This is a genomic window from Vibrio penaeicida (assembly GCF_002933855.1).
GTDB classification, from domain to species: Bacteria; Pseudomonadota; Gammaproteobacteria; order Enterobacterales; family Vibrionaceae; genus Vibrio; species Vibrio penaeicida_A.
Map to the genome: position 1 here is coordinate 15163 of NZ_BFAQ01000011.1, position 14514 is coordinate 29676.

The following is a 14514-nucleotide window of genomic DNA, read 5'->3' on the forward strand; positions in this document are numbered from 1 at the left end:
CTGAATTTGGCACTGGAAAGCACGGCTTTCCAGTGGCGGCGATTGTACCAGCAGAATGTGATATGAAAAGTCAATTTTTAACCGATCTGCGGTTTTTTTTAGCAATTAATTATAAATCAGTTGCTTATGAATGAAATTAATTGGAACGAGATCCCATTAAATTACTTGGAGTTGTAAAATCTTAGAACGTCTCTGGTAGTTATATAAATCTTGCTTCTCTCCAGGTAACGCCCCTATTCCGACTTCAGTGAATCCTTGTTCTCTAAACCAGTGGATGCTTCGCGTGGTGAGCACAAATAAATTCTCTAGCCCCATCGTTTTCGCTTGATTGTATATGTGTTTAAGTAAGTGAACACCGCGGTTACCATCGCGATAATCGTGGTGAATTGCTACACAGGCCATTTCACCCGTTTGGTCTTCAAGAAACGGATACAGAGCTGCACAGCCAATGATCATGCCGTCTTTTTCGATGATCGTAAATTGGTGGATTTCTTGTTCCAGTTGCTCACGTGACCGGCGAACCAATATACCTTGCTCTTCTAGAGGGCGAATTAAGTCTAGGATACCGCCAATATCATCGATATCAGCACTACGGACTTGTTCTGCGCTGGCCATGACGATCTGGGTTCCGATACCATCGAGTGAAAATAGCTCTTGCAGAATGGCACCATCAAGTTTGTAACTGACTAAGTGGCTTCTTGGAACGCCAGCTCGGCATGCGGCAATAGCAGCTTTAAGGAAGCGAATCGATCCTCTTTGCCCTTCGTCCGAATCGGAAACTCGTTGTTGAAGTATTTCTTGAGCACCCGCAGGGAAGAGTTCGGCAATGACGTTGCCTTCGTCGTCTGTAATGCCTTGCTCAGAACTAAAACCAATCAGCTTATCTGCATTGAGTTTGATGGCGACTTGTGTAGCCACTTCTTCTGAAAGTAAGTTAAAGCTTTCACCTGTAACGGACGACCCAATAGGACCCAGAAGAACAATAGAGCCCTGTTGAAGTGTTCTGTAAATGCCTTCGGTATCGATACGGCGAATACGACCACTGTGGCAATAGTCGATACCATCGTCGACACCAATAGGTTGTGCGACGATAAAGTTTCCGCTAGCAACGTTCAACTGAGTGCCAGCCATAGGGGTATTATTCAAGCTCATTGAAAGCCGAGCGGTAATGGCGAGCTGTAACTGACCGGCTGCTTGCATAACAACGCTTAAGGCGTTTTCATCGGTAACACGAATACCTTTGTGATAAGGAGTATGATGTTCTTGCTTGTCGAGCAACTGGTTAATTTGAGGACGAGCACCGTGCACTAACACGATTTTTACCCCTAAGCTGTGTAGCAGTGCGATATCGTTAATTATGTTGCCAAAATTCTGATCTTCGAATGCTTCTCCACCCAGCATTATCACCATGATTTTTCCGCGGTGTGCGTTAACATAAGGGGCGGATTGTCTAAACCCTTTTACCAGAGCTGTGCTTCTTATCTTCACTATTCAATCTATCCGTGACTATTTATGCTAATTTTGTGACTATTTATTTTCTTTATATTGACGCCAAATTTCTTTTTGTTCAATCAAAAATTTGGAACTGTGCCAAATAATGATCCATGCACTGCGAATTCATATAGACTATGGTTTAAACTGAGTGAAAAGTCAGCAGCAACTGCGCTTACTATGAAATGATCAAAAGGTTGATATAGACAAGTAAGTGCACGCCTGTAATTCTTGGCACACGTAATGAGATGTTAGATGTATGAGTGGTGAAGTGAGCAAGATTTTGCGGGGAAGTTCGCGTCGAGATGTGTCGTATTATGTACGTGCAATATTGTTGGTTGTCACAGTAGCGATTGGCGCAGGTGTAACTTTATATCATGTGCTAGGTGACTACCAAGTACAACAGAAAGACCTCAAAAAGAAAATCTATGGTCATTGGGTTGAACAGCACGTTGCCCCTTACATGTCCGATTCCTACACAATTAAACCCGAAGGCATTTACCGCGACGGGCGAATGTTAACGTCTAAATTCAGTTTTAATGGCACTGAATTGGAATTCGAAAGCGGTGGTGTTGAGCATGAGTTCATCGTGATTTCTGAAAGTTTCAACAGAATGCGCCGACTTCGCCCTGAACACTACGAATCCATATTTTTGAATACAACGCCTCCAGCTGTCTTAAATTCAAGCAACTAGGTATCTCAATAGGGTGACTTGTGTTGCTGATGGCGTCATATTTTGCCATGCTGATACAAATCATTTTGTTTGGATGTCTTTGTGTTTAAAAAATTTCTTTGCTTCGGTATCGCGTTGGTTCTTGTTGGGTGTGCAGCGCCTAAAGAACGCGGTCAGCAATACCTTGACGGTGAATTCTCATCGCCATTGAATCAAACCGCTCAAATCGAGTCGAATAAACCCCGAAACCTTCTTACATTTGATGCTCAGGCAGAGGCCGTTTTATCCAAATCTCCTTCGATGGCGCGTACCTATCAATCTTTGTATGAACAGCTTTCAGCTTGGGCGCTAAATAGCGGTGAGCCAAGTGAGCTCGCAAATTATGGTATTCAGTCTGCGCAGCTTGGTGGGGGAGACAGCCAAGGTAATGTGTTGTTTACGGGCTATTTTTCTCCTGTCATAGAACTTAGGCATCAGCCTAACGATACGTTCCGTTACCCAGTTTACAAAATGCCCGAATGTAATGACCAATGTCCAACTCGTGCAGAAATTAATGACGGAGCGTTAAACGGGTTAGGGTTAGAGCTTGGTTACGCAGCCAATATGATAGACCCGTTTATTATGGAAGTTCAGGGCAGTGGTTTTGTGCATTTTGAAGACGATGACACATTAGAATACTTCGCCTATAGAGGTAAAAATGGTCACCCCTATGTGAGTATTGGTAAGGTTTTGATTGAACGTAACCAAGTACCCCGCGAAAAAATGTCGCTGAAAGCCATTAAAGAGTGGGTATTAGCACAAGAGGAAGAGGTTGTTCGCGAGCTACTGGAACAAAACCCATCTTACGTTTTCTTTGAGCCTAGACAGGCGGCTCCGGTGACGGGAACAGCGGGTATTCCACTGTTACCCATGGCGTCTGTCGCAGGAGATAGACGTTTGTTCCCAATGGGCACCCCTATTTTGGCAGAAGTGCCGCTACTCAACGCAGATGGTACGTTCAGCGGTGCGCATGAGTTGAGGCTGCTGATTGTTTTGGATACGGGCGGTGCAGTAAAACAGAACCACCTCGATCTCTATCATGGCATGGGACCAAGAGCTGGAACGCAAGCTGGTCACTATAGGCACTTTGGTCGAGTGTGGAAGTTAGGATTAGAGGCGTCACCCACGCAATCACCATGGGCGCTGCCTCCAGAAAAGCGTGAATAGACTAAACGCATCTCGCCATACCCAAGTGACCTCAAGGTGCAGGATTCAGAGCCTCATATTCTGTTTCAATTCAAGGAAAAGAACGCAGCGGAATGACGAGTCCTTTCCAAGTTCTTAGACGATGAAGTGGGGCAGAATATGGGCTCCCAAGGGCGAGTTTAACTGGCTTTCATACTGTGTTATCGATTCTTGATTTAGAACCACTAGATCTTCAAATCGATGCCTTGCCTGAAAGCCAGTTAACTCTCGCTGAACCTAGTATCTTGAGGTTACTTGGGTATAGACTTTTCTATAAAGAGTGCGTATAAATCGCACTCTTTCTTTTTGAACTCTACTTTGCACAAGGTCATATCATGCAAGACAACCTTCCTCCAGCATCCGAGCAGTACAATCAGCGATTTGGTGGTACAAGGCGGTTATACGGGCATTCTGAAGTCGATATTCTTCGGGCATCTCATGTTTGTGTAGTGGGTATTGGTGGTGTCGGTTCTTGGGCAGTAGAAGCGCTTGCCCGAACGGGCATTGGTGAACTTACCTTGATCGATATGGATGATGTGTGTGTCACCAATATTAATCGTCAGATCCATGCGTTGAACGGCACTGTTGGTCAGAGCAAGATTGAGGTAATGGCTGAAAGGGTGAAGCTGATTAACCCAGAGTGTAAGGTGAATTTAATCGATGACTTTATTTCGCCTGACAACTTAAAAGAGTACATCACTAAAGACTTTGACTATGTACTGGATGCGATTGACAGTGTGAAAGCTAAGGCTGCATTACTGGCGTTTTGTCGGAGCAATAAGATTAAAGTAGTAACAACGGGTGGTGCGGGCGGTCAAGTGGACCCAACTCAAATTCAGGTTGCCGACTTAACCAAAACCATTCAAGACCCGTTAGCGAAGAAGATAAAAGACACACTTCGCCGCCATCATAATTTTCCTAAAAACCCGCAACGCAAGTTTGGTATTGAGTGCGTATTCTCAACAGAACAACTTAAATACCCACAAGCTGATGGCAGTGTTTGCGCCACTAAGTCGACGGCGGAAGGTCCGAAACGTATGGACTGTGCCAGCGGTTTTGGTGCGGCTACGGTTGTAACGGCAACGTTTGGGTTTGTTGCGGTATCGCGAATTGTCGAGAAGTTGATTCAGCGTGGAATGAAAACAACCTAACCGCTTTTAACACCTATATTCTGTAAGAAAGCCCAGCGTTGATGCTGGGCTTTCTTATACTGGTCGGGTTTTCTTATGCTGATCAGATTTTCTTATACTGACAGTTGAAAGGCATTTAGAACCTTCACCTGAGTGGGTTTGGGTATATAATCTCACACAGTTTAAATTGGATAATTCAACAAATATTATGAGCAACTTTCCTTTGTCCCCTTTTGGTACCGACATTTCTAGTGAGCAGATTGCAGACACCATGCAAGGTTTTAAAAGTTGGGAAGACCGTTACCGACAGGTGATTCAATGGGGTAAAAAACTGCCCGCCATGCCTGAAGCGTTGAAATCAGATACAGTTACGATTTCTGGATGTGAAAGCCAAGTATGGTTTGTTGCTGAAAAGCGCGGGGAACATTGGCATTTCTGCGCCGATTCAGACGCAAGAATCGTTCGTGGTTTGATTGCTCTTGTGCTGACGGCTTATGAGGGGAAGACGTCGGAGCAAATTCAACAGTTTAATATTGATGACTATTTTGAGCGAACCGGTCTTATTGCCCATTTAAGCCCTTCGCGTGGCAATGGATTGAAAGCCATTGTTGAGCATATTCAAACTGTGACCCGATTATAGAAACGCTGAGTAGTTCTATTATTCGGATCTCGAGTCAAAAAATAAAAAGGAATAACATGAAAAAATACTTCGTCTTGGCTACCGCACTTATTTCTACATTCAGCATGGCTGAATCACAAAAACATGGAGAGCGAGAAGGCTTTCGCCTAGCGGCTGGTTTTGCTAGTACCAGTTATTCTTCAAGCGTGAACAACACCTATTTTACCACCAATGGCGGCGGAGGATTACGGGTTGATGGAGCTTATGATTTCAATGCTATGTTTGCTGCAAAGTTAACTTTTGAAGCCAATTCTCAAGATTTACTTTCTGCTAACACGGGGAAAGTTGCGGGTGAGATTTCACATCCATTCAATGTTGATGGTGGTGGGGCAATTAAACCTTATGCGACGCTTGGGTACGGCTTACATACTGTGAAAGCAACGGCATTTACACCACAAGAGCGAGAGTCGGGGCTAGTGTACGGTGCAGGTGTACGGTTTATTGCATCTTACGGGTTCTATGCAGATCTAAACGTTGAATTGGTCGAACTAAAAGATATCCGCTTAAGCCAAGGCGCATTTCTGATTGGTTATAAATTTTAAGATTGAATGCCTCCAACCCGCGAGTTAAAGCAAGTTGGAGGTGATTTCTTTTAGGTGGTTATAGAATATCTAACGCCTTTTCTACCGCTTTCACCAATTTATCTACATCTTCTTCCGTGTTGTAAATCCCAAATGAGACTCTTACGGTTCCTGTTACTCCCAATGCATCCATGAGTGGATGAGCGCAATGGTGCCCAGCTCTTACTGCTATTCCTTGTTGATCTAGAAGGGTGGCGATGTCTTGGTGGTGAATACCATCGGCAACAAAAGTCAGCACACTCGCATTAGGCTGATAGCCTAGTAGTGAAATGTCTTCCATCTGTTCCAGTTTGTTAGCCGCCAGTCTTTGCAGATGATGAATGTGCGATTCTATGGCCTCAAGAGAGAACGAGCGATACCATCTGATGGCGACACTTAACGCAATCGCTCCGGCAACGTTTGGTGTGCCAGCTTCAAACTTTCCAGGAAGTTCGGAAAACGTGGTACCGGTAAAGCTCACACGCTCGACCATTTTCCCACCGCCATGCCAGGGCGGCGTCGATTGCAGTAAATCAAGTTTCCCGTACAACACCCCAATTCCTGCTGGTGCATATAATTTGTGACCGGAAAACACATAAAAATCGGCATCCAGCGCTTTGATGTCTACGGATTCATGAACAATACCCTGAGCGCCATCAATGACACTGACCGCGCCGACTTGCCGGCTGAGCTTGATTATTTCTTCAATAGGTTGGCGATACCCTGTTACGTTCGTAACATGAGCAACAGCCACGATCTTCACATTGTGAGATATGAGAGACTCAAATGCCGCCATATCGAGCTCACCAGATGACGTCATGGGAATTTTTACGATGCTTGCGCCCGTCTGCTCTGCCACAATTTGCCAAGGAACAATATTCGCGTGATGCTCCATTTCGCCAATCAGGATTTCGTCTCCTACCTGAAGCGTGTTACGAGCATAAGTTTGAGCGATTAAGTTCAACGCCTCCGTTGCACCTCGAGTCCAAATGATCTCTTTCGGTTGCGCGCCGATAAAGTCGGCAACAGTCTCTCTGGCTTCCTCAAAAAGAGAAGTGGCATTGGCGGTTAAGGAGTGGCTCCCGCGATGTACATTTGCATTTTGCTGGCTGTAATATTTTTGAATCGCATCTATCACAACTTGCGGTTTCTGAGTGGTCGCAGCGCTATCAAGATAAACCAAAGGGGTCTCGTTGACATCTTGTGCCAGCGCTGGAAACTGTGAACGTACGTCGGTTAAAGGCATACTTTACTTACCCATTTCATGGTAGTGAAGGTTAGGTAACGTCACCATAGGCTCTGCCACCTTCCATGCGTGTGGTTTACCCGAAAGCTGGATCACAATTTCCATCGCAAACTCCAATGCACTGCCTGGTCCTTGGCTAGTAATCAGTTTGTGATTGATATCGGTGACGACTCGTTTTACACGCCATTGTGACTCAGGGATCTTATCCTCGAAATTTGGATGACAGGTCATGATGGCTTTAGGATAAAGATCGTGCGCTTGTAAAACGAGGGCAGGGCTTGCGCATATCGCAGCCATCCAGCGAGCATCGTACATATGCTGCTTCAAAATCTCGGTAAGTAACGTGCTGTCTCTAAAAACTTCTGCGCCCGGTACACCACCTGGCAATGCAATGACATCAAATTGGTCGTCGGCAACATCCACCAACCGACAATCTGCTGTTAGTGTGACACCACGGGAGGCTTTCATGGTGAGTGCTCCTTCAGGATCGACACTTGCAACTGTCACGTCATAACCCGCACGAACCATAATATCAATGATGGTTACGGCTTCCATTTCCTCTGTACCTGAAGCGATAGGGACCAGTATTTTATGACTCATGATGAAATCCAGCTTTTTTCAATGGTTATAATGGCATCCAGTAACGCTTGATTGGCAGGAACTGGAATCTGATGACGAGCAGCGACTTGAATGACGTAGCCAGTGATAAATTCTATCTCAGTTTTCCGTTGGTGAAATACATCTTGCTGCATTGAAGAATGATTTTTAGCCGTGGCGTGAATTACGGTACTGACTTTTTCTCTCAATGCCTCAAAGTTTGCCTCTAAGCCTTCGCGGCGCATAACAGAAACAACTTCTTGCGTGACTTCATCCAGCACAGTGTTGAACTTTGGTTGAGAAAGGTCGCCATTCAAACATTGATGAATACCTGTTAATGGATTGATGGCGCAGTTGATGGCTAATTTATCCCAAAGGGCTTGATGGATATTGGGGTTCCACTTTACATCAGGAAGGGCGTGATCAAGCACTTCTTCTAAGAACTCACATTTTTCACCCTTTGAATTGAAACCACCTATCTGAGTTTGACCTACCCCTGTGTGTATCACTTGATCAACATTCGGCTTGTAAGCGGCTTGAGTCGTGGTACCGATAACAACAGGAAATGATGTTATATCGGATTTCAGCACGTCAACAGCCCCCATTCCATTATGCAGAAACAATAATATGGTGTCTGGATGTAGATGCGACAAAATGGGGAGTAAGGCCGTTTGTACTTGCCAAGCTTTCACTGTGACCAATACAACATCGCAATGTGTTAAGGCATTAAGGTTATTGGTTTCAAAGGTTACTGGTGGGGTATCGCCAAGCGACAGATCTCGTTGGGTATCTTTGTTATTGCGTGTCCACAGGGAAACGCGATGCCCCGCTGTTGTCAGCGATGCCGCCCAAAGTGATCCAATTGCACCTGGACCTAATATGACGATATTCAAACCTAGAAGCCTTGTTAGAAACGATTGGAGCAAGGATAGCGACAGGAATGAAAGATGCAATACAAAGTAGAAACAAAAATGGCGCTTCAATAGCGCCACTTTTTAATATGTCTACCAATTAGAATTTGTAGCTTAAACGATAGATCACGATGTCTTGGTAATCTTTACGTGCCAGTTTGTTGACTGTGTAACGGTAAAGAACGCCAGCAGACCAATCTTGGTGGAAATTCCACATAGCGTTTACGCTACCATTCAACCCTGTTTTACCACCGTTGATATCAGCGTACGCTTCTTGACGACCGAATTCGTATTCACCCCAAGTTGAAAACGTGAAGTTTTGACCAGCAAGATCGGTGTTGTAGAAACCAACCCAACCAACCATTCCGCCATTCGCACCGCTGATGCCGCCTTCGGTGTTAACTTGATGAGCACCAATAAATGGAGTGAACCCCCAGTTATCGCCTTTTAATGCTGTGTAGCCTAAGCCAGCAACGCGGTTTTGTTCGTGAAGCGTTGGGCTGATGTCTTTATCTGTGTTGTACACTTGAGCATAAAGACTGACACCAGTGTCTGCTAGGTTGTAATGGATTGTACCTTTAAGGGATGCACCACGATTGTCTTGACCACGGTCAACACCTTCGTAGTCGTAAAATCCGTAGATTTGCCCCCAATCAAATACCGCGCCACCTTCAATGCCTATAACGGCTTGGTTGCGTTCATGGATTTCTTGACCAAAGTTAGAGTCGTCATTGCCGATACCGTGATCCCACTTTTGGTAATCAAGGTACGCGCTACCAAAACCAAATAGATATTCGGCTTGTGCTGGAACAGCAATAGCTGCAGATGCAAGACTTAGAGCTAAAATTGACTTACGCATTAGGTTCTTCTCTCATATAAACGATTGGTGTAGGGCTCAATCCATAAACCTTAAATCCTTCGCCGCGCATTCTATATCTTTACTTCTCATTTGGAAGTGAAAAATACTGCAATTAGAAAACGATTGCGTGATTAAGATCACGTAATTGAACATAATTATGAACTCTGTCAATTAGGTGCAATAGTAATCAGGGTTTTGCTAATGACAAAATTGTTAATTTGAGAAAAACGTTTTCGTTCTTACTTTCAACAGCGTTAGGAAATTAGATATTTCTGCGCTGAAACATCCGTGTTTACTGCATTCGTGCGGTAAATGAATAATGATTGTGATCGCGATTACTGGCGCACTCGTAAATCCTGAACATAAAGACAAAGGAAAATGAGCATGTCATTAATTACCAAATTGTTTCCTCTGAGTTCGGTTGTTTTGCCCGAGGGGAAAATGAACCTGAGAATATTCGAACCCCGTTATAAGAGATTGGTGAAAGAGTGCTGCCAACAGAATGAGGGATTTGGAATTTGCCTCATGTCAGACGGTGATGAATCTTCCCCACATAATGTGTCTCAAATCGGCACGCTTGTTGAGATCGTGGACTTCGAAACCTTAGAAGATGGTTTGCTAGGGATCACCGTGTATGGAAAGCAAAGAATTCGTGTAAAAAGGGTATGGTCGGAGAAGGATGGGTTGAGAGTCGGGGAGATTGAACATCTTCCCAATTGGCAAACTGCACAGTTTGTTGAGGATACAGAGCATGTTTCGCAACAACTCAGGCATGTTTATAGCCAGTTCCCACAAGTTAAAAACTTGTACGAACAATGTTTTTTCGACGACGCGACCTGGGTAAGTCAACGCTGGCTTGAACTGTTGCCGATAAATCAAACGAAATTCGACCTTTTGGTTTCCCAAGAATCTTGCAGCGCTACGTTAGATTTTTTATCTGAGGCAATAGATAGCAAGTCACTTGCCCGAAAGTAGAGAGTTAGGCTTCGCTCTTTTTAAATTTCTACTCTTTTAACTGACCTTAAATATAAAGTGATCGATTATCCTGCGTGTTCGTATATGCTTTTCATAGGAATAATACTATTTTCCGTTGCTGGGATATGCCTCAGCTCGATGTTAAGGAACTATCATGAGCAAGACGCTAGAAGCAGGCTCTGGATGTCAGTCAAAAGCTAAAGGAATCGACCGAGCACATTGGTCGGCTTGTATGGCACGAATTCAGAATGGAGACAAAGAAGCATATGCCGAAGTGTTTCGTTTTTTTTCTCCAAGACTTAGAACATTTGTCATTAAGCACGTGAGCAACGAGCATGTGGCGGTGGAGATCATTCAAGATACAATGGCAATGGTTTGGCAAAAAAGTCATCTTTTTGATCCCGACAAAAGCTCGCTTTCAACTTGGATATATACGATTGCAAGAAACTTGAGCTTTGACTTATTGAGAAAGCAAAAGGGCAAAGAGCTTCATGTGCATTCTGAAGACATCTGGGCAAGCGATTACTGCCCGCCGGATCTTGTCGAGCATTATTCCCCGGAACAAAATATGTTAAAAGAACAGGTCGTTCGATTTTTGGACACTCTACCGCAGAGTCAAAAAGACGTTGTCAAAGCGGTTTACCTAGACGAGCTTCCACATCAACAAGTCGCCGATATGTTTGATATCCCATTAGGAACAGTTAAATCGCGATTGCGACTTGCTGTAGAGAAGTTACGGCATTCAATGAAGGGGGATGCATTATGAGTTATCACCCAGAGTTCGAACTGATTCGCGCTTACGTGGACGGTACTATTGATCCGTGCCACGGTATCATGGTGTCTGCGCATTTGGAAACATGCAGTCAATGCAGACAAACAGTGCAGAGGTTAGAAGCAGAAGCGGCTAATGAGATGTTTGAAGCACAAAGCCCTGCAGAGGATCTGAGCCTTGATAAAGATCCAACCTTCGCCAATATCGCCGAAGAAAAAAGCGCACCTAGTTTAGATTTGGATTCAATGCTTTCAACCATTGTTGATATGAAACAGCTAAAGCCAACTTCTCATACAGAAGAAACCCCTTCAGTGCATATTGAGTTAAATGGTAAGAAGTTTGTGCTACCGAAAGCACTGAGAAATCAGGTTTCTAGAATAGGAGAATGGCGTAGTTACGGTGGAAAGGTGTACAGCGCCGCAATTGAGCTTGAAGAAAACGATGCGAGAATGAACCTACTTTACATTAAGGAAGGCGTCCAAGTTCCGCAGCATACTCATAAAGGCGTCGAAACTACGTTAGTTCTTCATGGCAGTTTTAGCGATGAGGATGGGCAATACGCTGAAGGAGACATCATGTCTCGCGATGCATCAGTGAAGCACGCACCGCAAACGGCGGAAAATCAGGACTGCTTGTGTCTAACCGTTTTGACAGAGCCGATGATATTCACTCAAGGTGTGGCTAGAGTCTTCAACTTGTTTGGTAGAGGCATGTACCCTTAACGTATTCTTGTCGATGAATAAAAAAAGAAAAGAGGCTCTAATAAGAGCCTCTTTTTTACGTCTGAAATTTATTTAACCTCAGCTCGTTGGCTTTGACGGGTTATTTAACCAAAGGAGAATCTTCCATTTCTGATTCTTTTTTGGCTTTTGCCAACAAGTTTGTGAAGTGGTGTCTTAGAGAGTAAAGCATAATCAAACTTGGAATCACCATCAAAGAGGTGACAATGAAGAAGGTTGACCAATCGTCCAAGAAATCAACAAGCTCGCCACTGAAAGATGCCAAAGTCGTTCTCCCAAAATTACCCAGAGACGCAAGCAACGCGTATTGAGTCGCTGAGAATGCTTGACCTGTCATGGCAGTTAAGAAAGATACAAACGCGACAGTAGAAAATGCCGTTGTGAAGTTATCGACAACAATGGTTGCGAAGAACAGAGTCTCACTCGGTCCTACTTTGGCTATCCAAGCAAACATCAAGTTACTTGCTGCCATGGCAATACCGCCAATCATTAAGCCGCGAACAATACCAAACTTCACATTCACCATACTTCCGATGATGGTAAAGAGAATGGTAAAGCCCCAACCAATCAATTTGGAGTAGTAGCCTATTTGTTCGTTACTGAAGCCGACTTCCTTGTAAAACGTAATCGACATACGCCCCAAGAAGGCTTCACCGATTTTGAATAGGAAGACGAACAAAAGCAGAGTAACGGCAACTTGCACACCGTTGCGTTTGAAGAAGTCATAAAATGGTTCAATAACGGTTACCGTAAACCACGCAGCAATCGGAGAGCCGACGACTTCAGAGTGACGCTCCTCGGCTTGCTTCTGAAGAGCTTCACGTTGGGTTTGCGGTTCACCTACCAACAACGTAAATAAGATCAGCACACCTACAATGATAGCCATTCCATAAAAGACACCGTTCCAACCAATACTGTCAGCATTGATAAACGCTAAGTAGCCAGGAAGAGAATAACCAGTCCACCAACCCACTACGGCCATAGCCGAAGCTTGAGGGAGTTTATTGGATTGCGATTTTGGGAAAGTATCGATTCGGTAAGCATCAATGGCGATGTCTTGTGTTGCAGACGCTATAGCAATACCGAAGGCAATCATCGATGTAAACATCAAGTTGGTTGCTGGATCAACTCCCGCAATAAACAGAGTACAAATTAAGATCAGGCATTGACACAAAAGTATCCAACTGCGTCTTTGCCCTAACAAAGAGTGGAGAATGGGTAATTTTACGCGGTCGACTAAAGGTGCCCATAAAAAGTTAATAGCGTAAACCGCGAAAATAGAACCAAAGTAACCAATTGCAGCGCGTGTTAGCCCTGCATCTTTGAGCCAACCGGACATGTTAGAGCCGATGAGTACCCAAGGAAAGCCGCTGGAGCAGCCCAGCATAAAGACCCATAGCAAGCGTTTATCAAGGTAACTTCGGATAGTTTCTGTCCAAGTCATATTGCTTGACATAGAACACTCCTTGTATGAAAAGCGAAAGAAAACGCTGGCGTTTTACCAGCGTTAATTTTGTTATTTTTGTAGAGTTACTTTTTTAATAACGATAGGTTTTACTGGGATATCTTGCATTCTACCCATGGACTTGGTTGGTTTGGTTGCCATTTGCTGAACTACATCAAATCCTTTTGTCACCTTTCCAAATACGGCGTAGCCTGGGTTGGAAGATGAATAGTTCAAAAAGTCATTGTTTTGCAAGTTAATGAAGAACTGGCGCGTCGCAGAGTGAGGATTAGATGTGCGTGCCATTGCGATAGTCGCGGTGTCATTTTTCAAACCATTGCTGGCTTCATTCTTTATTGCATCATAAGTGGGTAGGCGACCCATTTTTTCATCAAACCCACCGCCTTGAGCCATAAAACCAGCAATTACACGATGAAATTGAGTACCTTCATAACTGCCATCTTCAATGTAGCGAAGGAAGTTTTTGACTGTGACAGGGGCTTTTTCTTCATTCAATTCCACTGTGAATGAGCCAAGAGTTGTTTCAAATACAACGTTTTGAGCCCAAGTTGGTAGTGAGAAAAGACATACCAAAGATAAAATCAGGCTGCGCATTAGAATCTCTCCTTCATGTAATTTAGAAGTTCTTTGTCGTTGGCGATTTCAGCAAGCACTAAATCGACCACATCATTTAGCACCAATTCAACATCGTCATTAGACGCAGACAAAGTGCCTGTTTTTGTCGCTGTACCGTTGTAAGACTTAACGAGCTTACCGCGTGGTGTTTCTGCGGTGACCTGAAGCGTTACTTTGGCATCTAACTCGTTTTCCATTAACGTGTTTGAAACATTGACCAAAGCTTCTTGAACTTCAAGGCTAAGTGTATTGTTGCTGTTTGCCACCATCTGGAAACCTTGGGAGACCAATTGCTGGTACATCGCAGTTTCAATGGCGATACGCAGGTTTTGCTTTGTGTGGATAGGTTGAGTCGTGCGACGACCGCTGTTGACTAACGCGACATACTGAGAAGTACGTATATCACGACTTTCTAGAGAGAAAGACTGCCCATTCACCAATTTCACGCTGCTCAAGGTTGGTGTCGGTGTGAGGTTTATTTGTTCTTCTTTCTGTGGAGAAGCGCAAGCTGCTAAAAGTGTCACAGATGCAGCAAGTATCAATTTTCTCATGACGAATTCCTTAATTAAACATTCTC

General features: G+C 44.2%; 16 protein-coding genes. 8 read left to right on the forward strand and 8 right to left on the reverse strand.

All coding sequences use genetic code 11. From position 1 onward, the window contains the following. Positions 1-156: 156 nt before the first annotated feature. Positions 157-1488 carry an amino-acid N-acetyltransferase gene (gene argA, locus VPNCDNU1_RS03560; protein ID WP_104399097.1) on the reverse strand — a complete coding sequence of 444 codons (1332 nt, stop codon included), beginning with the start codon at positions 1486-1488 and terminating at the stop codon, positions 157-159. Between the two features lie 274 nt (positions 1489-1762). Between argA and VPNCDNU1_RS03565 the strand changes: the two genes are divergently transcribed. The 5 genes from VPNCDNU1_RS03565 (at position 1763) to VPNCDNU1_RS03585 (ending at position 5739) form a co-directional block, all read left to right on the forward strand. Beyond that, positions 1763-2185, forward strand: coding sequence for a DUF2850 domain-containing protein (locus tag VPNCDNU1_RS03565; RefSeq protein ID WP_167404713.1), 423 nt, complete (start codon positions 1763-1765; stop codon positions 2183-2185). 81 nt (positions 2186-2266) lie between these two features. After that, the gene (gene mltA, locus VPNCDNU1_RS03570; protein ID WP_104399099.1) at positions 2267-3370 is read left to right on the forward strand and encodes a murein transglycosylase A; all 1104 of its coding nucleotides are present in this window, start codon (positions 2267-2269) and stop codon (positions 3368-3370) included. 353 nt (positions 3371-3723) lie between these two features. Then, positions 3724-4539 (forward strand): tRNA cyclic N6-threonylcarbamoyladenosine(37) synthase TcdA, encoded by an 816-nt coding sequence (gene tcdA, locus VPNCDNU1_RS03575; RefSeq protein ID WP_104399100.1) that lies wholly within the window; start codon positions 3724-3726, stop codon positions 4537-4539. Positions 4540-4726: 187 nt separating this feature from the next. Next, positions 4727-5158 carry a cysteine desulfurase sulfur acceptor subunit CsdE gene (gene csdE, locus VPNCDNU1_RS03580; RefSeq protein ID WP_104399101.1) on the forward strand — a complete coding sequence of 144 codons (432 nt, stop codon included), beginning with the start codon at positions 4727-4729 and terminating at the stop codon, positions 5156-5158. Between the two features lie 56 nt (positions 5159-5214). Then, positions 5215-5739, forward strand: coding sequence for an outer membrane beta-barrel protein (locus tag VPNCDNU1_RS03585; protein ID WP_104399102.1), 525 nt, complete (start codon positions 5215-5217; stop codon positions 5737-5739). Positions 5740-5797: 58 nt separating this feature from the next. On the opposite strand, the gene VPNCDNU1_RS03590 is transcribed toward VPNCDNU1_RS03585, so the two are convergent. From VPNCDNU1_RS03590 to VPNCDNU1_RS03605, 4 genes are all read right to left on the reverse strand, one after another. Beyond that, positions 5798-7003, reverse strand: coding sequence for an aminotransferase class V-fold PLP-dependent enzyme (locus VPNCDNU1_RS03590; RefSeq protein WP_104399103.1), 1206 nt, complete (start codon positions 7001-7003; stop codon positions 5798-5800). Between the two features lie 3 nt (positions 7004-7006). Further along, positions 7007-7603 carry a DJ-1 family glyoxalase III gene (locus tag VPNCDNU1_RS03595; protein ID WP_104399104.1) on the reverse strand — a complete coding sequence of 199 codons (597 nt, stop codon included), beginning with the start codon at positions 7601-7603 and terminating at the stop codon, positions 7007-7009. Next, complete coding sequence (gene panE, locus VPNCDNU1_RS03600) at positions 7600-8493, reverse strand: 2-dehydropantoate 2-reductase (protein WP_104399105.1); 894 nt, start codon at positions 8491-8493, stop codon at positions 7600-7602. Before panE ends, VPNCDNU1_RS03595 begins: the two co-directional genes overlap by 4 nt. 118 nt (positions 8494-8611) lie before the next feature. Next, positions 8612-9370 carry an outer membrane protein OmpK gene (locus VPNCDNU1_RS03605; protein WP_104399106.1) on the reverse strand — a complete coding sequence of 253 codons (759 nt, stop codon included), beginning with the start codon at positions 9368-9370 and terminating at the stop codon, positions 8612-8614. Between the two features lie 384 nt (positions 9371-9754). Here VPNCDNU1_RS03605 and VPNCDNU1_RS03610 point away from each other — a divergent pair, with 384 nt between their 5' ends. The 3 genes from VPNCDNU1_RS03610 to VPNCDNU1_RS03620 all read left to right on the forward strand — a co-directional run bounded on the left by VPNCDNU1_RS03610 (position 9755) and on the right by VPNCDNU1_RS03620 (position 11839). Continuing rightward, on the forward strand, positions 9755-10345 hold the full coding sequence (locus tag VPNCDNU1_RS03610; protein WP_104399107.1) for an LON peptidase substrate-binding domain-containing protein: 591 nt from the start codon (positions 9755-9757) through the stop codon (positions 10343-10345). A gap of 232 nt (positions 10346-10577) precedes the next feature. Beyond that, complete coding sequence (locus VPNCDNU1_RS03615) at positions 10578-11111, forward strand: sigma-70 family RNA polymerase sigma factor (protein WP_167404723.1); 534 nt, start codon at positions 10578-10580, stop codon at positions 11109-11111. Next, positions 11108-11839, forward strand: coding sequence for a ChrR family anti-sigma-E factor (locus tag VPNCDNU1_RS03620; protein ID WP_104399109.1), 732 nt, complete (start codon positions 11108-11110; stop codon positions 11837-11839). The genes VPNCDNU1_RS03615 and VPNCDNU1_RS03620 overlap by 4 nt, the downstream gene beginning before the upstream one ends. A gap of 100 nt (positions 11840-11939) precedes the next feature. On the opposite strand, the gene VPNCDNU1_RS03625 is transcribed toward VPNCDNU1_RS03620, so the two are convergent. Genes VPNCDNU1_RS03625 through VPNCDNU1_RS03635 form a run of 3 tightly spaced genes read right to left on the reverse strand, consistent with a single transcriptional unit; the run spans position 11940 to position 14488 of the window. Then, the gene (locus VPNCDNU1_RS03625) at positions 11940-13313 is read right to left on the reverse strand and encodes an AmpG family muropeptide MFS transporter (protein ID WP_104399110.1); all 1374 of its coding nucleotides are present in this window, start codon (positions 13311-13313) and stop codon (positions 11940-11942) included. Positions 13314-13373: 60 nt separating this feature from the next. Beyond that, positions 13374-13916 (reverse strand): peptidylprolyl isomerase, encoded by a 543-nt coding sequence (locus VPNCDNU1_RS03630; RefSeq protein WP_101113145.1) that lies wholly within the window; start codon positions 13914-13916, stop codon positions 13374-13376. Next, on the reverse strand, positions 13916-14488 hold the full coding sequence (locus VPNCDNU1_RS03635; protein ID WP_101113144.1) for a YajG family lipoprotein: 573 nt from the start codon (positions 14486-14488) through the stop codon (positions 13916-13918). Before VPNCDNU1_RS03635 ends, VPNCDNU1_RS03630 begins: the two co-directional genes overlap by 1 nt. Positions 14489-14514 lie beyond the last annotated feature (26 nt).

Coding starts and splice junctions, on each gene's coding strand:
- tcdA (WP_104399100.1), top strand. CDS start 3,724: ATGCAAGACAACCTTCCTCCAGCATCCGAGCAGTACAATCAGCGATTT.
- csdE (WP_104399101.1), top strand. CDS start 4,727: ATGAGCAACTTTCCTTTGTCCCCTTTTGGTACCGACATTTCTAGTGAG.
- VPNCDNU1_RS03585 (WP_104399102.1), top strand. CDS start 5,215: ATGAAAAAATACTTCGTCTTGGCTACCGCACTTATTTCTACATTCAGC.
- VPNCDNU1_RS03590 (WP_104399103.1), bottom strand. CDS start 7,003: ATGCCTTTAACCGACGTACGTTCACAGTTTCCAGCGCTGGCACAAGAT.
- VPNCDNU1_RS03595 (WP_104399104.1), bottom strand. CDS start 7,603: ATGAGTCATAAAATACTGGTCCCTATCGCTTCAGGTACAGAGGAAATG.
- VPNCDNU1_RS03605 (WP_104399106.1), bottom strand. CDS start 9,370: ATGCGTAAGTCAATTTTAGCTCTAAGTCTTGCATCTGCAGCTATTGCT.
- VPNCDNU1_RS03610 (WP_104399107.1), top strand. CDS start 9,755: ATGTCATTAATTACCAAATTGTTTCCTCTGAGTTCGGTTGTTTTGCCC.
- VPNCDNU1_RS03615 (WP_167404723.1), top strand. CDS start 10,578: ATGGCACGAATTCAGAATGGAGACAAAGAAGCATATGCCGAAGTGTTT.
- VPNCDNU1_RS03620 (WP_104399109.1), top strand. CDS start 11,108: ATGAGTTATCACCCAGAGTTCGAACTGATTCGCGCTTACGTGGACGGT.
- VPNCDNU1_RS03625 (WP_104399110.1), bottom strand. CDS start 13,313: ATGTCAAGCAATATGACTTGGACAGAAACTATCCGAAGTTACCTTGAT.
- VPNCDNU1_RS03630 (WP_101113145.1), bottom strand. CDS start 13,916: ATGCGCAGCCTGATTTTATCTTTGGTATGTCTTTTCTCACTACCAACT.
- VPNCDNU1_RS03635 (WP_101113144.1), bottom strand. CDS start 14,488: ATGAGAAAATTGATACTTGCTGCATCTGTGACACTTTTAGCAGCTTGC.